Source organism: Microbulbifer maximicatervae (SeqCode), assembly GCF_052466985.1.
Genome location: NZ_CP174298.1, coordinates 1,223,765 through 1,247,625 on the forward strand (window position 1 = coordinate 1,223,765; position 23,861 = coordinate 1,247,625).

Below are 23,861 nucleotides of genomic sequence, written 5' to 3' on the forward strand. Positions count from 1 at the left end.
CCAACACACTGATGCAACCAAATGTAACAAATGCAACACTGCTGTACTTCACAGTTGCCAATAGGAATAATTCGCATTAGCAAATAGGTAACTCTGTGAAGGACAGCCAATGGCCCGCAATATTTCCCACAATAAATACGCGTTACTCCCCTTGATGGTATCCAGTGCCCTGGCCTCTGGCATCAGCCAAGCACAGGAAGTACAAAAGCAAGAAGATAACGCTGAAGCCGCGATGGAAACTGTAGTAGTTGTCGGCGTGGCGACTGATACTGAGATTACGCCTGAAGAACTCGATAAGCAGCAGGCAAATGATCTTAGTGATGTCTTCCGCCAGATTCCGTCCGTATCTGTTGGTGGATCGGTGGGTATTGCGCAGAAAGTCTATATCCGTGGCATGGAAGACACCCTTCTCAACGTTACCGTTGATGGTGCTCCTCAAACCAGTACCCTCTTCCACCATATTGGCCGGGTATCCATAGAGCCGGAGTTGCTGCAGAAAGTTGAAGTGCAAGCTGGCGCAGGCGAAGCTACCAGCGGTGCTGGCGCCATTGGCGGTGCTATCCGCTTTGAGACCAAAGATGCGGACGACTTACTCGATGAGGGTGAGCAGTTTGGCGCAATAGTGAAAGGCGCTTTCTTTAGTAATGATGGTGAGAAAGCCAGTGCTTCAGTTTATGGAAAAATCACTGACAACTGGGGACTGCTCGGATCATTTGTGACCGTTGATCGCGATGAGATGGAGGATGGCGACGGTGACACTATCTATGGCACTGCTGCCGAGCAGGATTTCGCCTTTATAAAATTAAGTGGCGATTTATCTGAAAATCAAAAGTTGAGCCTCAGCTTCGAACAACGGGATGAATCTGGAGAGTACGGCCAACGCCCCAACTGGCCTGCCCTTGAGGGAGATACTCTCTACCCAATGGATGCTGACCGCCAGACTTTTGTCGTGAATCACCAATTTGCTCCCAGCGCGTTGATCAATCTTGAGACTACCGTATATCACACAAAGTCAGAAGTGGAGCAGAATGTATTCGATAGATGGGGTAAGTACGGTGCCTCAGTAGAAACCCTTGGCTTTGATTTGCGTAATACCAGCAATATCGGCCAGCACACCCTCACATACGGCATCGAAGCCCGTGAGGATGAAGTGGAAAGCCGCTACCTCTCGGAGCCTTATACCGGTATCTCTTTCCGCGAAGAAGGCCAGGTTCGCAGTGCCTACATTCAGGACCATTGGCAGGCAACAGACGAACTATTACTGAGTTTTGGTCTCCGCTACGACGAATACGAGTTGGAGCAAGTAACCCATGGCGATGAGACTGATAGCCAAGGTTTCAGCCCCAATATCGGTATGAGTTACTCTTTGACCGATGCGATCACCCTCACCCTGGGCCACGCAACAGCGATGCGCGGCAAGGAAGTTGGAGATGGGTTTACGCTGGAATCGGCAGAACTTGCACCTGACCTAGATGCAGAAACCGTCGACAATACTGAGCTGGGATTGGAATACAGCCAGGATGGACTTGAGTTAAAAGCCGCTGTCTACCGCAGTACGATCGATGACGTTATTCTCGATCAGCTCGGAGGTGGTACATACTACGAAAATGTTGGTGAGCTAGAAACCGACGGCTTTGAACTCAGTGCTTCTTACGCATGGGATAATTTAACGCTGAGCGCGGCTTTCAGTCACAATGATTCAGAGCTTAATGGGAATACCGTAGAAGCCTATGAACACAATGGCTTGGCGAATGCCCGTGGCGACACCTATAACCTGAACGCTAACTATGCAATTACGCCTAAGTTAGAACTGGGCTGGAACTACACTCGTGTTGATGAGCTGAGTAATATTGAGGTTTTACACCGTGCAGTAGAACTTGGTTGGATCGATAGCACCCAAACCGTAGATAAGTCTGGTTACGATGTGCATGATCTATACTTGCACTGGGAGCCTTTGGCAGATGATCGCCTGAATGTGAATTTAGCCGTTCAAAACCTGTTTAATGAGCAGTACCGGGACCACTCCAGCGTGGCCGATTATACCAATATTCCTGGCTGGGATATTGTATCTGGAGTTTATGAGGCGGGCCGGGACGTTCGACTGTCAATAGACTACCGCTTCTAATCTCCTTTATTTGTTTATTTACTATCAGGGCGCAATGCACTTGCATTGCGCCCTTTGTTGCCTATGAAATCCAGATACCGTTTACTGTGGATCAAGCTCCACACCTATTTTTCCTGCTTTTTTCTACCCATTGCCATTTTGTATATCGCCACGGGCGTGCTCTACCTATTTGATATAGAGGGGGGCGTCGATGAACAATTTGAGTACACAGTTTCTCTACCCAAGGGCTTACCCAGCAATGAGCAAGAGACCCTAGATACTATATCTCCGTTTGTTCAGCCCACAGAAGTATCATTGCCGGCAGATTTCTATTTGGAGGATGAGTGGATTGGCTGGTATGGCTACAAACGCCAAGTCTATTTGGAGCCTAGCCAGGATAAGCAATCAGCGATACTTCATGTAAAAGAACATGATCTATGGCATCAATTTCTGCTGATTCATAAAGGTCATGCTGGCCCCCTCTTCTGGTTCTCATCCATTATGCTTGGTGCGAGCCTGCTATTTAGCTTGATTAGTGGATTAGTGGTTGCTTTTGCGGTGCCAAAATTCAGGAAGACTTCGATACAATTTACTTCTCTCGGGCTTATTGCACTGGTAGTTGCCTTTTTTATTGGGGGCTGAAGAGGGAGTTCTAGCTAGGAAGCCTCTGAGCAGCTATATGTATCTCTATAGCTCTTAGAGGTCCGCGTTATGCGACTTTAAGAGCGGGTTCACGAAATTACTCAGAGCTCCCTAGCTCCAGCTTAAAACTTTAAGCCAGTTTACAAATCTTGTCCTCCAACTGCTGTTTAAATTGATAAAGATGAATACCATCCAGAAAGCAGTGATTAACTTCAATATACATTGAGGTGACAAGGCGGCCCTCTTGGCGATGGTATTTACCCCAAAAAATAAAAGGTATTCCTGGATCACAACCTTCTTTTTGTACAGGCTTTACCTGTAGACCAGAGAAGTCACCCCAGGGGTAGCAGCTGATATTCAAGATATCATGGCGACTGATGAAATTTTCTACGGGGAGGTACTCAGATTGCGCCTGTGAAAGTTCCCTTGCCTTGTGGACGAACTCTGTCAGATTCGTTTCCATTCCTGCCATAACGAGCTTGAATAACTCATTATCCCCTAAATCAGAAAATAAAGGGTGCAGCATGTCGTGCTCAATGGGCTGGCCATTGACGATACGATGCCTAAAACCCGCTATTTCATTTCCCACCTGCGTGACCAGAAAAATAAGGCTGTAATAAAAAGGGAGTGTATTTTTTTTACAGAAAGATACCAGATTTGTCACATCGATCGGCTGGGTTAAGCCTATCCGAGTTGACCCTGAACTGCTCATAAAAAATTCAAAGTGGGCCTTTCTATTCCAGCGTTCGATATCAATAGGAGTCATGGACATATGAATATCGAGCCTTCAATGGATATTCATAGTTTAGGGTAGATTATAAGCAGCATCGGTGTTGCTAGTAGCTTTTATCTAGTTAGGACACCTGGAATATATTTAGAGGCATTAGCTACCATGCTGTAATCGCCATATCAAAACGCTCTTCCCTTCAGGCTAATACCATTTTAGCAACGCTACCATATACCTCTTTCGCCCCTGCTAGGGCACTAAAATAGGTCCCAACAACAGACTGTGCCACCCCATAAACAGCGATCATCTGTGCATAATTTGCAAAAGTGATGTTCCTGCTTATAAGTTTTAAGAAGGATACGACTCCCTATAATAACTTCCAGTTTCTACAGCGAAATATCATCTAGATAACCAAGACTATTAACTATGACTACCAAATACGAAAATGCCGTTTTGGATGATCAAGCATTGATCGAGGGACTTAAGTCTATCAACCCGGTATGGGGAGATCTAGCTGTACGAGTCGCGGGTGAAGTATGGGGAAAGCCACTTCTAGATCAAAAAACCAAAGCACTAATCACTATCGCTATTGACCAAATGGCGCTCAAACAAGGGGCAACGTATGAAGAGATTGAGGAATTGATTGTTTTTGCCTCAATGTATACGGGCTTCAATAAAGGGGCTACCACCATGGGCGGACTGAATAAGCTTCGCCATGATCGAGGAGATATCTAATGGGGATCCCCGGACTTAAAAAAGTAGATCATATAGGATTAACCGTCCCCGATGTTGAATTGGCCGTTGAGCTCTTTAGTACACACTTTGGCTTTGAGTTGGCTTATACGTTTGGGCCATTTGCCTCAGGCGATACCTGGATGACGAATCACCTTAATGTAAACCCTCGTGCAGAGATCAAGCAAATTGCTGTTATGAATGCTAACAGCATCAATCTAGAAATATTCGAGTATGCCGACAACATAGATCGAAATAAGGGGGCATCATTTAGCATTCTATGTTGAAGATATTGATGCTGCGGTTGAATACCTCAAGAAACAGAATATAGAGGTACTCGGTGCTCCTACGGTGATGACTGAAGGGCCAACTGAAGGAGAGACCTGGGTATATTTCATGGCCCTTGGGGCAAGCTGGTTCCTATTTTGACTGACTACCGCGCATCTTCATCGGCAGAAAACCAGACTATCAATGCACTCTACTTACCTACGGATAACCTGGCTCCCAAAGTGCGTGTTGTTATTGATTTCCTTAAGGAGAAATACGGTAGTCCCTGCTATTGGGATGCTAAATAGAGAGGCCTTCTTGCTATGACTCGGTGGGTATCGTGTACATTGTACTGCAAACAGGTTTTGGTTACAGGCAGGGGCTCTTGCCTCGGCCTGTAACTTCTACTTGGTATTGATAAGCCGGCTAGTCTAAATAATCTACACTCATCAAATATCGTAAGAAGAGTTAAAATTTATAACTCACCATTAATGACGTACGTCTAGAGCTATCAGTGTCCACGATTGGGCTATTACTAATCTCATCGCCATACCAGGTTTGATATACGCCCCCCATAAGAATAAGGTTTGGGCTAATGTTGTATCCCACTTGTACACCTAACCGAGTAATGATATCTGCATCTGCTTCATACGCTGCCCTATCTTGAGTTACTTCATTTAGGTCCACGCCATAGTAGTAATCCAACGCACTATCACTTTGCCAGCTAATAGTGAAGTCGGGTTTGATGATCCACTTTTGGTGCTTGTAAGGCAGACTATATCCAGCCGATAGACTGTATCCGTCGTGGGTATCACTGATATCTTGTGAGATGCCAACCTTCCAAAGGCCTACAGGGCTTTTATAGTTCATAGATAAGTTGGCAAGAATCGCCAGGTCAAGCTCTTCCATATCGCTGAGCTTATCACTGTCCCCTCTATCTCTATCGCCCGCCAAGTCACCGCCTATGCCAAACTTCACTCGAAGTTTATCGTCGTGGTACAGATCAGCCCCCAACTCAAAACCCTGAAAGTAAAAGCGCTTGTAGCGGGCTGAGATCAATGGAAATATGTTGTTTTGGTCCTCACCATCAACGTAGATTGACTCAACGCTAAAGGTTCCAATACCTACAGAAAGTGCTGTCTCATCCTGCTTTGGCGGCTTCTGGGTAACTTCATCTGCAAAAGCCAGGCTGGATAATGCCGAACCCACCAGCGCGGTGCACATACTCAAAGTTAATGGCAGAGAACTCTTATGGTTTTGATCTCGCAAACTAGACATATTGAATCCCAATTTGAACTGGTTGAAGTTCCGTTATTTCTGGAGTGGATTCTATGCCGGTAAAGGTAAACGCCAGGTAAATAAACTCATGCCCAGGCCAGGTTAACGGTTAAGTATTGTTCATTTTTGTTGTAAGAAAAGATCCATTGCTGCTGATCGGCCACTTGCTTCAGGATATGAAGGCCTAAACCAAAACCCTGCCCTTCCCCCCTGTCAAAATGCACCTGCTGCTCCGGCAGTATGGGGTTCTGAACCCGGATTCCATTTGCATCAAAATCAATATCGATACTTCCCTCAAGGGTATGCTCAAAGGCATTTCTGAGCAAATTGGTTATAGCGATATCCAATAGCACTTGTACTTGCTTCAAGTTGACCGAACTATCCGAATTGAGATGAACCTGTACATCTCGCTGACCCAAGAGGTATTTGAGCTGCTCAACTCGAGTTTGAATCATATTGCTGAAATCAAATTCTGTTGATTCCAAATTTACCTTGCTTTGAGATAGCAGCAGAAGTGCCTGTGTCAGCTGGGTCATCTGCTCATAGGAGCGCTCAATCTGCTCCAGTTGAGTATCGATTGGCTTACCTTTTTTTTGCCTTACCTTCACCACATGCAAGGCGCTGCCAATGGTTGCCAAGGGGGTTCTCAATTCATGGCTCGCATTCTGTAGAAATTGCCTTTCCTGCTCTTGATGATTCCATACCTGCTGTAGCGACTCTTGCAGTACTCGTCCTACACGACCAAATTCATCCTTCCTTTGCTTTAAAGATTCCGGGATCGGAGTCAACTTATGCCGGCTCTTTTGCGCAAATTTCTCCAGGTCTTTTAATGGCGATATCACTTGTCTTGCAAGAATAAGAGGCACACTTAATGCTAAAGTAAGGGCTAGTAAGATACCGATAAGAACTTCAATTTCTACCTTTTTGTACTTGCTGGGTATTGCAGCTTCTTCTATTTCTAGCACGTAGTAAGTTGTCTTAAGTGCGCTTTCAGCATAAGGCATAATTGCTAAATAGTAGCGATCATCAATTAAGTCTTTGCTAAAGTGCACCCTTTTTTCTTCGCCGTCAGCTTCCTCTAACACGCGCTTTGCCGTATTTGGCAGTGAACTGTACTCATCATATGTTTGTAACTGGGCAAAAAAAGGGTCATCAATAACCCCTCCGGCCTCAATGATACGTTTTTCAGCTACAGATATCAGTGTCGCACCTAAAGCGTGCTTAACCATTTTCACTTTGGATCTCTCGACGACAACTGCACTGCACGCCACAATTGCGGCAAGAATCCAAATATAGTGAAAGAAAAATTTTCTGCGAATGGAGCGATCAAAGGCTTTCATCACGCTTCCCCAGGATAACGCCCTTCCCTCTGATCGTGTGCAGTAGTGGAAAACTGAACCCCTTATCAATTCCCTGCCGCAACCGATACAGATGTACTTTGATTACGTCGGATTCGGGGGAAAGAAACTGCCATAAATGCTGTTCAATTTTTTCTTTAGTAACCAGCTTTGGACTCTGTTGCATCAAAAACACGAGCAATTCCCAACAGATTGGGGGCAGATTTATAGATTTCCCCTGCCTGGTGACTTCATGGGTCTCTAAATTAACTTCCAGGTCCTCAACTTTATACCGGGTTTGGGTAACGCGTCGTTTTATTGATAGAGACCGAATCCGTGCGACCAGCTCAAGCATTTCGAAGGGTTTAACCAGGTAGTCATCCCCTCCAGATTGGAAACCGGCAAGTTTATCGTCCAATTGGTCCAGCGCGGTCAGCATCAATATTGGTGTCGAGCTTCCTGCATTGCGCAACTTAGAGCTCACTTCGAAACCACTTCTACCCGGCATCATGACATCAAGTACGATCACATCGAAGTCATGCTTTAAGGCCAGCTCAGTGGCCATTATCCCATTATCGGCGTAGTCACATCGAATATTGTACTCTTCGAGGCTCTCGATAATATTGGCCGCCAGTGCGTGATTGTCTTCAGCTAAGAGTACCAATAATGGCGTTTTGCAGTCAGGCCCCATTGATCTAGTCACTTAAAAGTTCTCGATAGACCTAGAATAATAAAAGTTATTGGGTAAACGGAAAGTAAATAAGCATAAGATTGCCTACTTACTGATCACCTACGCGAATCCTGCCTGCGAATTAACCAGAAAGCTACTGCAACACCCAAAAATATCGGAGTCACCACGCTTGACAGGAAGTGGGCCTATCAAACCTTCAGAAGCTCTTCCAAAAAATTACTCTATAGTGCCCTCTGTCGGTACTACGCCCTTCATTTGGATTGGGGTTCACTGAGTTGATCCAGGTAACCTGTCGTCGAGTTAAGAGAGCTGGAGGGAGAAATCGACAGTGGGTGATAGACCTAAAGAGTTGGCTGTCGCTACAGAAAAGAGAGGGGGCATATAACAGGAGAGGTACCTCCCCAGCACTTGTGTGGCTGGGGAAGTGAACGGTCTCGCCCCTTATTGGGGGCGAAGCCTAAAGTTTACAGGCAGACAATGTTTTCTGCTTGTGGGCCTTTAGCGCCCTGAGTCACGGTAAACTCTACCTTCTGGCCTTCGGCCAAGGTTTTAAAACCGCCACCGGAAATTGCGCTGAAGTGAGCAAAAACGTCGGGACCGGATTCCTGGGCGATGAAGCCAAAACCTTTCCCTTCGTCAAACCACTTAACGGTACCAGTAACTGTATTAGACATAATAGATATCCTTGATTGAACAATTGCGCTCCAATTGAATGGAGTTGTGCGGGCAAAAAGTATTATTTTAAACGAGACCGAACGAAGGATTATGACTAAAACTACGAGGTAAACTGCAATAAAAAATGGCTTTTAAACCGGCGGACGAATAGTAGCACTAGCCTGTCACCTATGTCCACTTTTGCCTAAACCTACCCTCGACATTGGTACTCAGACCGCCGTCCACTGCCGCATGAAGGCGCGATGAACCGGAGGCACTGAGGCGATGCAGTGGGCCGATAGCCACAATGCCGATTTTGCCAAAGGATTGCTCGAGGAGATCAGCTTTCTCGCCAGCTCTGTTTTCTTAACCACGGACTCCCCTGCCTCATGCCGGGAGGTAGAGTAGCTATCGACCGCACCGTTAGCGATAGCAGATGCTGCGGCTATGGCATCAGCCATACCCAGATTCATCCCCTTCCCTCCCACTGGAGAGTGGCAATGGGCTGCGTCACCAGCCAATAACACCCGGTGCTTTCGGTAAGTTTCTGCCTGTCGGATGGAGATTTTAAAGGCCGCTGTCCTTCGGATGTTGGCGATTTCTATCGGCAGCCTGAGGGTTGCCAGGGCATCTTCGGTTGATGATGCGATGCGAGCGCGTCGCTGCTCGATAGGGAGTACCAAGGTGAACTCACCTTCCCCGCCGTACAAGTCCAGGGTAATCTCTTCCGGATCGAAGTTTCCTCTCAAATCCACATCCGCAATTGACCACTTATTGGGCAGATCAATGCCGGGGTACTGTATTTTCAGCTGCTGTCGCACGGCGGACTGTATACCGTCTGCGGCAATCACCCAGTCAAAAGAGGCGCTGGTATTGTCTGAGAAATTGACGGCCGCCTTGTCTGGGGTGGTTGTGATGTTAGTGACTGAGACCCCATACTCAACTTCGACGCCCCTCTCGGCAAGAGTGTCCCTGAGGATTCCTTCGGTCCGGTTTTGCGGCAGCCCCAGAGGCACCCTATCGCGAAACTCATTTCCGCTGTTGTCGATATAAACTAGGGTTCTCTCATCGCGCAATATATGCATTTTCCTCAGGGGCATTGCCTCTGCAAGAAAGGGGGCTGCGGCGCCCAGCTCCTGAAGGGCATCAATGGTGGCTGGCATAATGCCGACAGCGCGGGAGAGTTCAGAGGGGCTGTCTTTGTGCTCAACAATACGACACTTCAGCCCCAGGGATGTGAGGGCGACTGCAGCAGTCAATCCGGTCGGACCGGCACCAATTACAAGGATGTCCATCGATACAACTTGTAGCCTGAAAGCTCAACCGGTCGACACAGAATGCCTCGATCGCTACAGGGAGCTTGCTGCTGCAAGCTTAGACAAATTTCTACTGCTGTAGAGGGGCGTAATGGCCACTAAATGCGTGCACAACCGCTCTTCTCCGGTGTCGCTACTTAAGTACTTTTATCTCTGTTATCTCTGTCGGAGGAGTCGGGGATGTCACTGTAGCCCAGTGCCGTTGCGGGCTTATCCATTGAGGCACCCTGGCGATCCAGAACACCGATATCCAGTACTGGGGAAGCATCGATATGTTGAGCATCCATCATTTGGGCAACGCGCTGTAGAGAAGCAATTATCATGCTTTGCTCCCAGTCTTTTAGATCGCCAAACTGACGAGCAAATTGGTCCTGAAGCGGGATGGGGGCATCGCGCAAAGTCTCCGCGGCCTCCTCGGTAAGGTAAGCATGCACTTTGCGCTTATCCGCCTGGGAGCGCTGGCGATAAACTAAGCCTCTCTTCTCCAGGCGGTCAAGAATATTGGTCACGGTTGCCTGGCTCAGGCTGACCTCGTTGGCCAGCTCGCCGATCGTCACTTCACCCTTATTGCGAATAGCTTGTAGCAACAACACCTGCGGGGCGGTTAGGCCGGTGGTTTTAGCCAGGTGTTTGGAGTGCAGGTCCGTGGCTCTTATTACCCGCCGCAGGGCCACTAGCACTTGTTCGATACTGTTCAAAGTTACCTCTCAATCATGGAGTCAGGGTGATTGCCGGAATTATATCGCCGTACCCCTCAATCACTAAACGCTTATAACCCGACTGCGAAACATCACCCCCACAAAAGCCTCAGGCTCCATCACAAAACTGTCCATTTTATGGTCAGGCGATCTCTCAGCCGGTATGTCCAATAGAAAATTTTATCGACCTCAAAATATTATTTTTACCTACCTATAGGCTGTATATCCCACATATCTAGGCATTTCTAGGTCAAATATTGTGACTTGATTCGCCTCAAGCATCCTGGACTTTGAATTTAATTTGTGTACGATATTTAGCGTTCAAAGCATTTTTACTAGTAACCCGGCATAAAAATGTCTCTAGAAAGCTATATTTACGCCATTTGCTCAACACTTGTGCAGGTAAATATTTAGAGGTGAAAAAATATTTAGTCGGTTGGGAAGGTTTTTTGTCTAGCTCAGAAAATATTTTGTTGCGCAGTCCATTGATTGAAGATGGGATGGCCACTTACCGATTGATCAAACGTTGCCCTCCCCTGGATACAAACTCCAGCTACTGCAACCTCCTCCACTGCAGCCATTTCGCCAACACCTCAGTCGCCGCAGAGGTTGATGGAGAGCTGCTGGGCTTTATTTCCGGGTATATCATCCCCGACCGTACAGATACCCTCTTTGTCTGGCAGGTGGCCGTCGACGAGAAAGCCCGGGGGCTTGGACTGGCCTCCCGGATGATAAGTCACATCCTTGAGCGCCCTCACTGTGGTTCGGTCAGATATATCGAGACCACGATTACAGAACACAACCTGCCGTCTTGGGCGCTCTTCCACAGTGTCGCCGATAAATTATCGGTTGATCTTCACTCCTCACCCTGGATGGACTCTCAAGCCCACTTTGATGGGCTGCACGACTCCGAAACCCTTGTCCGCATCGGGCCTTTCGCCCTCGAAGAAACACCATAAAAGAGAAAATCATGAAGATCTTTGATGAGATTGAATCAGAAGTGCAAAGCTATGCCCGCTCCTTTCCGCGAGTCTTCAATCGCGCAAAAGGCGAGCTGATGTGGGATGAGGAGGGAAATCAGTATCTGGATTTCCTGGCGGGTGCTGGCACGCTCAACTACGGGCACAACAACCCGCTGTTCAAGCAGGCACTGCAAGATTACATCGAGGCCGATGGTATTACTCACGGCCTAGACATGCACACCAGGGCCAAGGGTGAATTCCTACAGGCACTGAATGAGAAAATTCTCAAGCCACGGAATATGGAGTACGTGGTGCAGTTTACCGGTCCGACAGGGACGAATGCGGTAGAGGCTGCGATGAAAATTGCCCGCAATGTAACCGGGCAGCAGAACATCGTCACCTTTACCAACGGTTTCCATGGCGTAAGCCTTGGCTCGCTGGCCGCCACCGGCAACTCGCATCACAGGGATGCTGCCGGTGTCAGCCTCAATGGTACGCACCGCATGCCCTTTGACGACTACCTGGGCAAAAATATCGATACTACCGAATACCTCGATAAAGTCCTCTCAGATTCCAGCAGCGGTATTAATTCTCCTGCAGCAGTGATTGTTGAGACAGTTCAAGGGGAAGGCGGTATCAATGCGGCCAGTATCGAGTGGCTAAAAAACCTTCAGTCCGTCTGCAAAAAACACGGCTTACTTTTTATTGTCGATGATATCCAGGCTGGCTGCGGCCGCACGGGCAACTTTTTCAGCTTTGAAGAGGCCGGTATCGAACCCGATATCATTACGCTATCCAAATCCCTCAGCGGCTATGGGCTGCCATTTGCGCTGGTGCTAATGAAACCAGAACTGGACCAGTGGAAGCCCGGTGAGCACAACGGCACTTTCCGTGGCAACAATCTGGCTTTTGTAACTGCGAAAGCCGCTATCGATCATTACTGGTCTGACGAAAACTTCTCACGGGAGATTAAACGCAAGGGCAAATACACTTCCGAGCGTTTGAATGAAATTGTCAGCCGATATGGTGAGGGCAATTTCACCACTAAAGGCCGGGGTATGTTTCAGGGTATCGACTGCATCAGCGGCGAACTTGCAGGAAAAATCACCAAACTCGCATTCAAGCAGGGGCTGATTATTGAAACCAGCGGAGCCGATGACCAGATCGTTAAGCTCCTTTGCCCACTGATTATCACCGATCAAAACCTTAAAAAAGGGATCGACATTATTGAATCCGCTATCCGGGAAGTCTGTGCCGGAGAGCGGGATATGCCTGAGGAAAGAGTCTTTTTTGAAGCCTGCTAGACTTTAAGGGCCTCTGAAAGGCTCACGCAAAAGATCCAACTGCGCAGGCTGCAAATTAAGAATATTGCTGACCAGCCAGACTCGAACACACACGAAACAGCGAAATACCAATGATTGTCAGAAGTTTACAGGAAGCTAAAAAATCCGGCCGCCGGGTTGTTTCACCGGATAGCAACTGGGAGAGCACCCGACTCCTGCTTAAAGATGATGGAATGGGTTTTTCTTTCCATATCACCACTATTTATGCAGATGCTGATTTCCAAATGCACTATCAAAACCATTTGGAAGCGGTTTACTGCATTTCCGGCAGAGGCGAGGTAGAAACTCTTGAGGATGGCAAGAAGCACCTTATCGAACCTGGAACTATCTATATTCTCGATAGGCATGACCGGCACATTTTAAGAGCCTTTGAAGAAATGACTATGGCCTGTGTATTTAATCCGCCTTTGAATGGCAAGGAAGTACACAATGCTGAGGGAGCCTACGAACTTGAGGCTGACAAGATTGATGAATAATTAGTCAGTCATAGGGCAGTATCCATGAAGTACCTTCCAGATAGCTCAAGTGTTACCAGGGAAGATTGCTACCCCTCCCGAAAACCGGGCCTTCTGGGTGGTACCAGGGTGCGCAAAGATCCAATTGTGTATGGGGACTGCCAGTCCCTCTCCCCACTGGCACCATCGCAACTCAAGCGCTATGCAGAACAGGGCTTTGTTGTACTGGAGAATATGTTTTCCCAGGCGGAGATTAACCTTTTTACGCAAGAGCTGGCGGAGATTAAACAGCGCAGACACACTGAAAAATCGGAAGAAATTATCACCGAGCCTGAAAGTAACGAAGTGCGCTCAGTCTTTCGTATCCACAAAAGCAGCCAAATTTTTAACCGGCTTTCCAGGGATCAGCGGCTATCAAGTATTGCGAAATGTATTTTGGGTGATGAGGTTTATATTCATCAGTCTCGCGCGAACTACAAACCTGGTTTTCGCGGGAAAGATTTTTATTGGCACTCCGATTTTGAAACCTGGCATGTCGAGGATGGCATGCCCCGTATGCGGGCACTCAGCATCTCCATTACCTTAACAGAGAATCATCATTTTAATGGCCCATTGATGCTGATTCCCAAGTCCCACCACCATTACATTGCTTGCGATGGGGAAACGCCAAAACGGAACTACCTCAGCTCACTGAAAAAGCAAGAACTTGGTATTCCCTCAGATAGCCATTTGAGATCCCTGGTATCCAATGGCGGAATATCAGCTATTACAGGCAAGCCCGGCAGCATTGTTGTGTTTGACTGTAACTTAATGCATGGCTCCAGCAGCAATATCAGCCCCGACCCGAGGTCTAATTTGTTTTTTGTTTTTAATGCCCTGAGCAACAAGGTGGAGGCTCCGTTTTGCGGCTTGCCTCCCAGGCCGGAATACATCTGTGCGAGGAAATCAATTTCTACTATCTGAAGCAAATCTCAATTCAAAGCACTCACCCAGTTTTTAAGAGAAAGAAGGACCAGTAAGAGACGATGCATACGATAGAAAAGATTGGCGGCACCTCTATGACGGACTACGAAGCGGTCCGGGATAATATTATCAAAGGTGACTCCAAGGGGATCTACAATCGTGTTTTTGTAGTCTCTGCCTACGGCGGTATTACTGACTTGCTTCTAGAGCACAAGAAAAGTGGTCAACCAGGTATTTATGCCCTCTTCTCCAGCAGCATTGAGGACGATAGCTGGCTGGTTAAGTTTAATGAGCTTCGGGCAGCACTGCGGCAAATCAACGAACGCCTTTTCGGGCATGGCGATCTTCTCGCGGAAGCGAACCTGTTTTTGGATGAAAGGCTGGAGAGCGCGAAAAAATGCCTGAGAGACCTGCAAAGCCTCTGTCAGCACGGCCACTTCTCCCTCGACGCCCACTTGGGCACGGTAAGGGAGATGTTAGCCAGCCTCGGTGAGGCCCACAGCGCATGGAACACTTCAAAACTGTTGCAGCGGGATGGTGTAAATGCCTGCTTTGTCGACCTGACTGGCTGGCGCACCAACAAGCACATTCCCCTGGATGAGCGTATCCGGGATGCCTTTGCCACTATCGACTTAAGCAAACAGCTGCCTATTGTTACCGGCTATGCCCATAGCGATAAGGGCCTGCTGATCTCGTTTGATCGGGGCTATAGCGAGATGACTTTCAGTCGTCTCGCCGTCCTCACCGGGGCAAAGGAGGCGGTGATTCACAAAGAGTTCCACCTGAGCAGTGCAGATCCCCGTCTGGTGGGAGAGGGAAATGCAGTGCCCATCGGCCGCACCAACTACGATGTGGCCGACCAACTGGCAAACCTGGGGATGGAAGCGATTCACCCCAAAGCCGCCAAGGGGCTGCGCCAACAAAATATCCCTCTCAGGGTGAAAAATACCTTCGAGCCCGAGCACGCCGGCACCCTGATTACTGGTGACTACATCAGCGACTCTCCACGAGTGGAAATTATTGCAGGCTGTAAAGGGGTTTACGCCCTGGAGTTGTTTGACCAGGATATGGCGGGCAGCATCCACGATTATGATCGCGAAGTGCTACTGGTGATCAAGCGCTTCAAAGCCCATATTATTTCCAAAAACACTAATGCCAATACCCTTACCCACTTCCTCTCCACCAACTTGAAAACAATCAAGCGGATTCAGGTTGCATTGGAAGAGCATTTTCCCGAAGCCGAACTAAACCAGCGCAAAGTCGCCATAGTTTCAGCCATTGGTAGCGATATGCAAATCCCCGGCGTGTTGGCCAAAGCGGTGCAGTCGATGTCCAAAAGCAATATCCGCGTGCTCGCCATGCACCAGTCCCTGCGTCATGTGGATATGCAGTTCATCGTTAACGAGCCAGACTATGACGCAGCCGTTCGGACACTACACGAGGCACTGGTAGAAATTTACAATCACGGGACGGCGATATGCCTCGCATCCTGAGCCTTTGTGCCCTGCTCTTTTTATTTACTTCCGCCACCTCTATTTCCCAGGAAACGGAAGAAAAGAAAAAAGACAGTGCGCAAAGCGAGGTCGACACCCTTGAGAAGCCCTTATACACACCCTTCGTCGAGCGCTATATGCTCGACGAAATTAAGCAGCTGCGAATCGATCAGGCTAATGCCAAGCAGGAATTGATTCAGCAAATTGTCGATCGTGAACACAACTCTGTCGATCGAGCCGTAGCCTACGCAACTGATACGGTTACCTACTTTTTCTACTTGATAGCCGCCGCCACTTCAATTTTGGTTTTAGTTGGCTGGCGGTCATTCCAGGACATTAAAGAGCGGGTACACTCCCTGGCCGATGAGGAGATCTCAAAGCTGGTCCAGGAATACGAAAAACGCTTGGAAGTTATAGAGAAGCAGCTTCAACAGAAAACACAACATATTGAAGAAAACCGCGAGGAAATCGAGCTAACCCAGGAAGTACAGTCCCTGTGGCTGCGCGCCCAACAGGAATCCTCAGTGGCCAATAAAATTGCCATTTACGACGAGATTCTGCGCCTCCGTCACGAAGATGTAGAAGCCCTTACCTATAAGGCTGATGCAGTGCTGGAGCTTAATGAACCCCAGTGGGCCGCCAATCTTTGTCACCAGGCCCTGGGTATTGACCCGGATAACAGCCATGCCTTTTACCAACTGGCTTGCGCCCATACTGCCATGGGCCAATTTGATGAAGCGCTGCGTTATCTGGCGGAAGCCATTAAAAGGCGGGAAAGCTACCGCGATGAAATCCTGGTTGATAGTGCCTTACAGCCTCTAGCGGAAAGTGAAGTATTTGAGGAGCTCGACCAGGTTATTGCCAATACTCCCTCGCCGCAAAGTGGTGGCAAGGGGAGCTAGAAATATTCGGATAACCTCTGAAGACCAACCCATAAAATAATACGGGATAAAAATAATAGGATTGCCGATGATCTATTCATTTCTTGGTTTTTTACTTTTGTTCACTCTGATCGGCCTCTCTTCTGCGATGTTCAGCCGTCAAACCAAAGCTGACTATTACCTTGCCAGCAGTGGCATCTCCCCTTGGCTGGTGGGGTTGTCTGCCGTGGCAACGAACAATAGCGGTTATATGTTTATCGGGGTTATCGGCTATACCTACACCACTGGGTTGGCCTCCATCTGGTTGATGGTGGGGTGGATTGCCGGTGATTTTCTGGCCTCCCTCTATGTACACAAGCGATTGAGGACCGCTACCAGTTCAAGTGGTGAAGTCAGCTACGCAGGTGTTCTCAGTAACTGGCACGGACAGAAGTACTCAGTCCTGCAGCGCCTGATCGGCATCATTTCCCTGCTGTTTTTACTAACTTATGCCTCTGCCCAAATGGTTGCCGGCAGCAAAGCCCTGCACGTACTGCTGGATTGGCCCCTGTGGTCCGGTGCTGTAGTTGGAGCTGTGCTTGTATGCCTCTACTGTTTAGCTGGCGGCATCCGCGCGTCCATTTGGACTGATGCAGCCCAATCCATCGTTATGATGGGGGCTATGGCAGCACTTCTAGCCGTCGCCCTTGCCAACTTGGGTGGCATCACCAGTGCGGCGATACAAATGCAGGCTATTGAAGGTTTTACCCATTGGTTTCCCGAAGGGCTCGCCTTTGCGGGCTGGGGCGGGGTGATACTCTTTGTGATCAGTTGGGGGTTTGCTGGATTGTCTGTGATTGGACAACCCCACGTTATGGTTCGATTTATGACCCTGAAGGATTCCAGCAAGATGAACCGGGCAAGGGCCTGGTACTATCTGTGGTTCATCCTTTTCTATTGTATGGCCACCGGGGTCGGCCTGCTATCCAGAGTCTTTATTGCTGACACAGGGAGCTTTGATGCGGAGCTTGCTCTTCCCACCATGGCTATGGATTTGTTGCCCCCTGTTTTTGTTGGGCTGATCCTGGCTGGTATCTTTGCCGCAACCATGTCCACCGCAGACTCCCTGCTTCTCAGCTGCTCCGCAGCCATTACCCACGATATTCTTCCGCACAAGATTGAAAAAACCTGGTTTCTCAAGCTTGTCACAGTTGCGATAACCGGCGGCGCATTGCTGTTGGCGCTCGCCAACAGCCAAAGTGTGTTCAGCCTGGTTATTTTCGCTTGGTCGGGACTTGCCAGCGCATTTGGCCCCCTACTCCTGGTATTGTGTTTTGGGGGTAAGCCATCCCAGGCAACCGCTATCGCAGCAGTGATTATCGGCTTTACAGCAGCGATTACCTGGCGGCTACTGGGGTATCACGGCGTGATCTATGAGGGATTGCCGGGTATTGCAGCTGGGTTAGCAGTGCTATATCTGGCCAGCCTGAACCGCCAAACCTCCACTTTACGCGAGGCAAACAGTTAAATTCACTCAACGTAATTCTGGGGAGGTAGAGCCTCCCCACCTGCCAGACCTTCACCAGCTAAAGCCTCCTCCCCCAAAAAAGCGACAAATCCTATCTCCTGCCGCCCGAAGCCCCTGCCTTTCGGGCACCTGACTTGACCCCAAGATAGTCGGATTGGACAAAATTCATACAGTGCTTTTTATAGAGTTCAAATGAGATTTTTGGCCCAACCCAGCCCACTTTTAACCCTTGAAAATACGGATTAACTCTGTAGTCGCTGAAAAATAAATCCTCCTACGAATCCGCCAGCTTTGTTGCATTGAGTGCTAACAATTAGAGTTCAAATTAAAAATATGTTACATTTTGTGTCATATCGCTCGATAAACGATTATCGAGCCCGGGCTGGAATCTGACGATTAGGGGCAAATGTCTTCGTCAGACCGGCCCTTTTTTATGATGACTGGACCTTCTCGATCGGCCCATTGCGCCCTTCAAGTCCATCGCCAACGAACAACCGACTGACCCTCTGTTAAAGCAGTATGGAGAGACAGATGTCACTGGACAAACAACGGAATTTTGTAGACGGCCGCTACCTGTCGAATGAGAGCGGCGAGTGCTTTGATGTATATAACCCGGCGACCAACGAAGTCAGCTATCAGGTTGAGGCTGCCGACGAAAAGGTATTGGCAGAAACCATCGAGAGCGCCAAGCGCGGTTTTGCCCAGTGGTCAGCGATGATGCCGATCGAGCGCAGTCGCATCCTGCTGAAAGCAGTAGCACTGCTGCGCGAGCGCAACGACGAACTGGCAGCTATCGAAGTGGCTGATACCGGAAAGCCCTGGCAGGAAGCCAGTGTTGTGGACGTAGTGACTGGGGCCGACTCCATCGAATTCTTTGCCGGCCTGGCTGCAGGCATTGAAGGCAATCAGCAGCAAGTCGGTGAGGACTTCTACTACACCCGCCGCGAGCCCCTGGGCATCTGCGCCGGAATCGGTGCCTGGAACTACCCCTTACAAATCGCTTGCTGGAAAGCCGCCCCGGCCCTGGCCTGCGGTAACGCCATGATCTTCAAGCCTTCCGAAGAAACCCCCAAAGGTGCTTTGAAGCTGGCCGAAATTTTTATTGAAGCAGGCATGCCTCCTGGTGTGTTCAACGTAATCCAGGGTGACGGCAAGGTCGGCGCCTGGCTGACCAACCACCCGGATATAGCTAAGGTATCTTTTACTGGCGAAGTAGGTACCGGCAAGAAAGTGATGGCCGCAGCGGCTTCCAACCTGAAAGAAGTCACCATGGAGCTGGGTGGCAAATCTCCGCTGGTGATCTTTGATGATGCCGACCTGGAGCAAGCCGTTTCTGCTGCCATGCTGGGCAACTTCTACACCCAGGGCGAAATCTGCACCAACGGTACCCGGGTATTTGTACACCGTAGCATCCACGATCAGTTCCTCGCTCGCCTTAAAGAGCGTGTTGAGCAAAATATTATTGCCGGTGATCCGATGAATCCAGACACCAACTTCGGCGCCCTGATTTCTGCCAAGCACCAGCAACTGGTAATGGACTACATCAGCAAGGGTAAAGAGGAAGGCGCGACCCTGTTCTGCGGCGGTCACACCCTTTCACCAGAAAATTCACCTAACGGTTACTTCGTTGCTCCCACCGTATTCACCGACTGTCATGACGATATGACCATCTGCCGCGAAGAGATCTTCGGCCCGGTAATGTCGGTACTGGTCTTTGATGACGAGGACGAGGTGATCCGCCGCGCCAACGATACCCGTTTGGGTCTCGCCGCCGGCGTATTTACCCGCGACATCACCCGCGCCCACCGTGTGATTCACCAGATGCAAGCAGGCATCTGCTGGATGAACGCCTATGGCGCTTCCCCGGCAGAAATGCCGGTGGGCGGCTACAAGTTATCCGGAATCGGACGCGAAAATGGACTTGCGACCCTGAACCACTACACCCAGCTAAAAGCGGTATATGTGGGCCTGGCACCACTGGAAAGTCCATTTTAAGCGGTACCCTGTATGAGTGAGTTTGATTACATCATTGTCGGCGCCGGCTCTGCCGGTTGCGTTCTGGCCAACCGCCTGTCTGCCCAGGAAGATAAAAAAGTCCTCCTGGTAGAGACTGGTGGCAGCGATCGCAGCATCTTTATCCAGATGCCCACCGCGCTGTCCATCCCCATGAATACCGACAAGTACGCCTGGCAGTTTATGACTGAGCCAGAGCCGTACCTGGATAACCGCAGCATGCATTGCCCCAGAGGCAAGGTGCTCGGGGGTTCATCCTCGATTAACGGGATGGTTTACGTGCGCGGGCACGCTAAAGACTTTGATGAGTGGGCACAGCACGGCGCCGAAGGTTGGGACTACGCCCACTGCCTGCCCTACTTTAAACGCTCTGAGACCTGGGCTTTCGGCGGTGACGATTACCGTGGCGACGAAGGTCCACTAGGGGTCAACAACGGCAACGAAATGGCCAACCCCCTTTATGGAGCCTTTATCGAAGCTGGCAAAGAAGCTGGCTACGACTACACCGCAGATTACAACGGTGAGCAGCAAGAGGGCTTTGGCCCCATGCATATGACGGTAAAAGATGGAAAGCGTTGGTCTACCGCCAACGCCTACCTGAAACCGGCAATGCAACGCCCCAATTTGACGGTATTGACCCACGCCACTGTGCATAAGGTGATTCTGGAAGGTAAACGGGCAGTCGGAATCAAACTTGAACGCAAGGGAAAGATCCTGGAATTCAAGGCGCGGCAGGAAGTCATCCTCAGCGCAGGTCCCATCGGCTCCCCTCACCTTCTTCAGCTCTCCGGAATCGGAGATCCCGACACACTGGCAGAAGCCGGTATCGAACTCCAACACGAACTTCCCGGCGTCGGCCAAAATTTGCAGGATCATCTGGAGTTCTATTTCCAGTTCCGCTGCAACCAGCCGATTTCCCTGAATGGCAAGCTCGACCCCTGGAATAAATTTCTGATCGGCGCCCGTTGGATACTGAAGAAGGATGGTCTCGGAGCCACCAACCATTTCGAGTCCTGCGGTTTTATTCGCTCCAAAGAAAACGTGGAGTGGCCGGACCTGCAATACCATTTCCTGCCGGCAGCCATGCGCTATGACGGCCGCGAAGCTTTCGATGGCCACGGCTTCCAGGTACATATCGGGCACAACAAGCCCAAGAGTCGCGGCAGAGTCAAAGTGGTGAGCAGTGATCCCAAGCAATCCCCTTCCATCCTGTTTAATTATTTACAGGAGAAAGAGGATATTGAGGGTTTTCGCGCTTGCGTGCGACTGACTCGCGAGATTATCAATCAGCCAGCTTTCGACGAATACCGAGGCGATGAAATCCAGCCCGGCACCGATATCCAGACTGATGAACAAATTGACGCTTTCGTACGGGAATCCGTCGAGAGTGCTTACCACCCATCCTGCTCCTGCAAGATGGGCACTGATGCAATGGCAGTGGTAGACCCGGAAACCCGTGTACACGGATTGCAGGGCTTGAGAGTTGTAGATTCCTCCATCTTTCCGACCATTCCCAACGGCAACCTGAATGCGCCCACCATTATGGTGGCGGAGCGGGCTGCTGACCTGATTTTAGGGCGCGCTGTATTAGCGCCCTCCGAGGCACCGGTAGCGACCAAAGCTACCAGCACTCAGCGACCTGGCCGCCCTGCGCGCTCAGTGAGCTGATTTTTCGTCGGCGCTCTGGCAGAGATTTGACTGCCCCCTTCAACCGCGACGGGGATACTCAAATCTCGCACAGCAACGCCCTTGAGGGGCGCCGGCATACCAATAACTAGCTGGAGACTCAGCATGACAGCTTGGCTTTCTGCGGGATTATTATTTACCTTCACGGCAATAATTTTCTCGCTGATTAAATGGGGAAATGTGAAGATGGTCGGGGTGACCCCGGTTAAAACCTTCACTTTTATAGCGATCCTTTTCACCTCCGGCCTCGATGTAGGCCTTATCATGTTCCCCCTCACCGAGTTCGGTGGCTACGCAGACCTAACCGCAAACCCAGAATACGGCTTCACCAACGCACTCGCGATTGAGTTTGGTTTTTGGGCCTTCCTGATCTGGGGTTTCTACTTCCTCACCTGTTTTTACTTCTGCATTATCGAGCCCAAAGTTAAATTCTTTGAGATCGGCCTGGTAAAGCTGATCAACAACGTGGTGATTATCGGTACCTGCGCGTTTACCGCCTACCTGCTGCTTAGCAACCTGCCCTGGTATCTGCCACAGGTTGGCGATGGTGAAACCATTGTTGGCACCTTCTACCTGATCGTCTTTGCCGTGATCGCCGCTGCGGTCTACTCATCCACCAGCCTGCGCTATGTGCGCTTCCTCAGCCTGGCGACTACCTGGATGTTTATTGGCCTGATCGCGGTAATGTGGGTAGGCGCCTTTACCGGTGAGAACGGTAGCGTTGGCGACTTCGCTTCCACCTTTGCGCTGCTCGGCGGTTACTTCGGCAATATCCACCAGTTCGTGCTGCCGCTGAATGACTACCACGAGTTCTACCTGTTCTGGTGGTTTGCCTGGAGCATTATGATTGGCCAGTTTACCTCCCGCTTTGTGGGCGGTCTGCGCACTTACCAAGTGCTGGCGGCGATGCTGATCTTCCCATCCATCCCCATCGCACTGTGGTTCACCGTGCTTTACTACTACTCCAGCCAGGGCCTGGATACTACTGGCTTCTATAACCTGGCCATGATCATTGTGGGTGTTACTTTCGTGATCAACTCACTGGACTCCCTGATTCGCCTGTACACCGACAACCTGGGTATGACCGTTGCGCGTCTGGGCAAGTGGAAATACTTCGTACTGAACCTGGCAGCAATGAGCCTGCTCACCCTACTGTTCAAGCTCGACTTCCTGCAAATCCAGTGGATCGGTGCCCTGGTAATTGGCATTTTCTTCTGCTGCCTGGGTTACATCCTGGTGAAACGCTTCGGGGCGGTAGCAGCTATCGACTCCTCGCCTAAAGAAAACAAGATCGACTTTAGCAAGATCGAACTGGCGAGCTAACTGTTGAAATCCCCCGCCTGGTTTGGCGGGGGCTACAAAATATAAATAAGTGGTATTTGAACAATGAAATCAACTTTGAAACTTTCTGCACTGACCTGTGCTTCCCTGCTGGTGCTTGCCCAACAATCCCAAGCGGAGCTGTCTTCTACTGTTAATCTGACTACTGACTACACCTTTAACGGCGTCAGTCAGACTCAAAACGACCCAGCACTGCAAGCCAGTCTGGACTACGGGTTCGATAACGGCTGGTATATCGGCACCTGGGCTTCCAACGTAGACTTCGGTGAAGATGACGATACCAACCTGGAGTGGGATTTCTATGCAGGTAAGTTCATGCAGCTTACCGATAAAGTAAGCCTGGACACTGGACTCGCTTATTACACCTATCACGGTGATAGTGACCTTTCTGAAGAGTACGCTTACCCGGAAGCTTATGCCAAGCTTGGCTACAGCTCTGCTCTAGGCGAATCAGAAGTCAATGGCTGGTACAGCTGGGATTACTTTGGCCAGGGTGGCGGCCACTACATTATGATGCTGGCCCATACCTTTGAGTTTGCAGAAGGACACAACGTTCGCTTCAGTGCTGACCGCTCTACAACCGTCAATAAAGACAACTGGACCTGGGAAGGTAAAAAATCTTACAACCACTACCGAGTGGAGTATATGACTTCCCTGGAGGGTTTTGATTTCAATATTGCCGCCGAGAATACCACTCTCGACTCAGGCACTGCTGACGAGCGTATCGTCTTCTCTGTTGCCCGCACTTTTAGCCTTTAAACTATAAGTGCA

Annotated in this window: 24 protein-coding genes; 17 read left to right on the top strand and 7 right to left on the bottom strand. The window is 49.6% G+C overall.

Annotated elements, in window-relative coordinates; translation table 11 throughout:
- Positions 1-109 precede the first annotated feature (109 nt).
- Together ACJJI3_RS05360 and ACJJI3_RS05365 are read left to right on the top strand one after the other, a co-directional pair.
- Positions 110-2,125 carry a TonB-dependent receptor gene (locus ACJJI3_RS05360; protein ID WP_444941760.1) on the top strand — a complete coding sequence of 672 codons (2,016 nt, stop codon included), beginning with the start codon at positions 110-112 and terminating at the stop codon, positions 2,123-2,125.
- A gap of 63 nt (positions 2,126-2,188) precedes the next feature.
- The gene (locus tag ACJJI3_RS05365) at positions 2,189-2,746 is read left to right on the top strand and encodes a PepSY-associated transmembrane domain-containing protein (RefSeq protein ID WP_444941761.1); all 558 of its coding nucleotides are present in this window, start codon (positions 2,189-2,191) and stop codon (positions 2,744-2,746) included.
- Positions 2,747-2,876: 130 nt separating this feature from the next.
- On the opposite strand, the gene ACJJI3_RS05370 is transcribed toward ACJJI3_RS05365, so the two are convergent.
- Positions 2,877-3,518 carry a CatA-like O-acetyltransferase gene (locus ACJJI3_RS05370; protein WP_444941762.1) on the bottom strand — a complete coding sequence of 214 codons (642 nt, stop codon included), beginning with the start codon at positions 3,516-3,518 and terminating at the stop codon, positions 2,877-2,879.
- Between the two features lie 381 nt (positions 3,519-3,899).
- On the opposite strand from ACJJI3_RS05370, the gene ACJJI3_RS05375 reads away from it, so the two are divergent.
- Genes ACJJI3_RS05375 through ACJJI3_RS05390 form a run of 4 tightly spaced genes read left to right on the top strand, consistent with a single transcriptional unit; the run spans position 3,900 to position 4,780 of the window.
- Positions 3,900-4,208 (top strand): carboxymuconolactone decarboxylase family protein, encoded by a 309-nt coding sequence (locus ACJJI3_RS05375; protein ID WP_444933178.1) that lies wholly within the window; start codon positions 3,900-3,902, stop codon positions 4,206-4,208.
- Positions 4,208-4,492, top strand: a complete 285-nt coding sequence (locus ACJJI3_RS05380; protein ID WP_444941763.1) for a VOC family protein — start codon at positions 4,208-4,210, stop codon at positions 4,490-4,492. The genes ACJJI3_RS05375 and ACJJI3_RS05380 overlap by 1 nt, the downstream gene beginning before the upstream one ends.
- Positions 4,493-4,496: 4 nt before the next feature.
- A complete protein-coding gene (locus ACJJI3_RS05385; protein WP_444942546.1) occupies positions 4,497-4,634 on the top strand; it encodes a hypothetical protein in 138 nt (45 codons plus the stop codon).
- A complete protein-coding gene (locus ACJJI3_RS05390) occupies positions 4,631-4,780 on the top strand; it encodes a hypothetical protein (protein WP_444913760.1) in 150 nt (49 codons plus the stop codon). The genes ACJJI3_RS05385 and ACJJI3_RS05390 overlap by 4 nt, the downstream gene beginning before the upstream one ends.
- Positions 4,781-4,940: 160 nt before the next feature.
- Here ACJJI3_RS05390 and ACJJI3_RS05395 read toward each other — a convergent pair whose 3' ends face one another.
- From ACJJI3_RS05395 to ACJJI3_RS05420, 6 genes are all read right to left on the bottom strand, one after another.
- Positions 4,941-5,750: a MipA/OmpV family protein gene (locus ACJJI3_RS05395; RefSeq protein ID WP_444941764.1), complete on the bottom strand. Its 810-nt coding sequence runs from the start codon at positions 5,748-5,750 to the stop codon at positions 4,941-4,943.
- Positions 5,751-5,836: 86 nt separating this feature from the next.
- On the bottom strand, positions 5,837-7,090 hold the full coding sequence (locus ACJJI3_RS05400) for a sensor histidine kinase (protein ID WP_444941765.1): 1,254 nt from the start codon (positions 7,088-7,090) through the stop codon (positions 5,837-5,839).
- Entirely contained in the window at positions 7,077-7,790 is a 714-nt protein-coding gene (locus tag ACJJI3_RS05405; protein ID WP_444913052.1) for a response regulator transcription factor, read from the bottom strand. Before ACJJI3_RS05405 ends, ACJJI3_RS05400 begins: the two co-directional genes overlap by 14 nt.
- Positions 7,791-8,242: 452 nt before the next feature.
- Positions 8,243-8,452, bottom strand: coding sequence for a cold-shock protein (locus ACJJI3_RS05410; protein ID WP_108733254.1), 210 nt, complete (start codon positions 8,450-8,452; stop codon positions 8,243-8,245).
- A 210-nt stretch (positions 8,453-8,662) separates the two neighbouring features.
- Positions 8,663-9,727, bottom strand: coding sequence for an FAD-dependent oxidoreductase (locus tag ACJJI3_RS05415; protein WP_444941766.1), 1,065 nt, complete (start codon positions 9,725-9,727; stop codon positions 8,663-8,665).
- A gap of 158 nt (positions 9,728-9,885) precedes the next feature.
- Entirely contained in the window at positions 9,886-10,446 is a 561-nt protein-coding gene (locus ACJJI3_RS05420) for a MarR family winged helix-turn-helix transcriptional regulator (RefSeq protein ID WP_444941767.1), read from the bottom strand.
- A gap of 449 nt (positions 10,447-10,895) precedes the next feature.
- Between ACJJI3_RS05420 and ectA the strand changes: the two genes are divergently transcribed.
- The 11 genes from ectA to ACJJI3_RS05475 all read left to right on the top strand — a co-directional run bounded on the left by ectA (position 10,896) and on the right by ACJJI3_RS05475 (position 23,849).
- Positions 10,896-11,405 (top strand): diaminobutyrate acetyltransferase, encoded by a 510-nt coding sequence (gene ectA, locus ACJJI3_RS05425; protein WP_444941768.1) that lies wholly within the window; start codon positions 10,896-10,898, stop codon positions 11,403-11,405.
- An 11-nt stretch (positions 11,406-11,416) separates the two neighbouring features.
- Entirely contained in the window at positions 11,417-12,712 is a 1,296-nt protein-coding gene (gene ectB, locus ACJJI3_RS05430; protein WP_444941769.1) for a diaminobutyrate--2-oxoglutarate transaminase, read from the top strand.
- A 110-nt stretch (positions 12,713-12,822) separates the two neighbouring features.
- A complete protein-coding gene (locus ACJJI3_RS05435) occupies positions 12,823-13,227 on the top strand; it encodes an ectoine synthase (RefSeq protein WP_444941770.1) in 405 nt (134 codons plus the stop codon).
- A 24-nt stretch (positions 13,228-13,251) separates the two neighbouring features.
- The gene (gene thpD / locus ACJJI3_RS05440; protein ID WP_444941771.1) at positions 13,252-14,169 is read left to right on the top strand and encodes an ectoine hydroxylase; all 918 of its coding nucleotides are present in this window, start codon (positions 13,252-13,254) and stop codon (positions 14,167-14,169) included.
- Positions 14,170-14,231: 62 nt separating this feature from the next.
- Positions 14,232-15,662 carry an aspartate kinase gene (locus tag ACJJI3_RS05445; protein ID WP_444941772.1) on the top strand — a complete coding sequence of 477 codons (1,431 nt, stop codon included), beginning with the start codon at positions 14,232-14,234 and terminating at the stop codon, positions 15,660-15,662.
- The gene (locus tag ACJJI3_RS05450) at positions 15,647-16,564 is read left to right on the top strand and encodes a TPR end-of-group domain-containing protein (protein WP_444941773.1); all 918 of its coding nucleotides are present in this window, start codon (positions 15,647-15,649) and stop codon (positions 16,562-16,564) included. Before ACJJI3_RS05445 ends, ACJJI3_RS05450 begins: the two co-directional genes overlap by 16 nt.
- A gap of 67 nt (positions 16,565-16,631) precedes the next feature.
- A complete protein-coding gene (locus tag ACJJI3_RS05455) occupies positions 16,632-18,050 on the top strand; it encodes a sodium/proline symporter (protein ID WP_444941774.1) in 1,419 nt (472 codons plus the stop codon).
- 531 nt (positions 18,051-18,581) lie between these two features.
- Positions 18,582-20,045, top strand: coding sequence for a betaine-aldehyde dehydrogenase (gene betB, locus ACJJI3_RS05460; protein ID WP_444941775.1), 1,464 nt, complete (start codon positions 18,582-18,584; stop codon positions 20,043-20,045).
- Between the two features lie 12 nt (positions 20,046-20,057).
- A complete protein-coding gene (betA, locus tag ACJJI3_RS05465) occupies positions 20,058-21,731 on the top strand; it encodes a choline dehydrogenase (protein WP_444941776.1) in 1,674 nt (557 codons plus the stop codon).
- 123 nt (positions 21,732-21,854) lie between these two features.
- Entirely contained in the window at positions 21,855-23,072 is a 1,218-nt protein-coding gene (locus ACJJI3_RS05470; RefSeq protein ID WP_444941777.1) for a BCCT family transporter, read from the top strand.
- Between the two features lie 63 nt (positions 23,073-23,135).
- Positions 23,136-23,849: a TorF family putative porin gene (locus tag ACJJI3_RS05475; RefSeq protein WP_444908330.1), complete on the top strand. Its 714-nt coding sequence runs from the start codon at positions 23,136-23,138 to the stop codon at positions 23,847-23,849.
- The last annotated feature ends 12 nt before the right edge of the window (positions 23,850-23,861 follow it).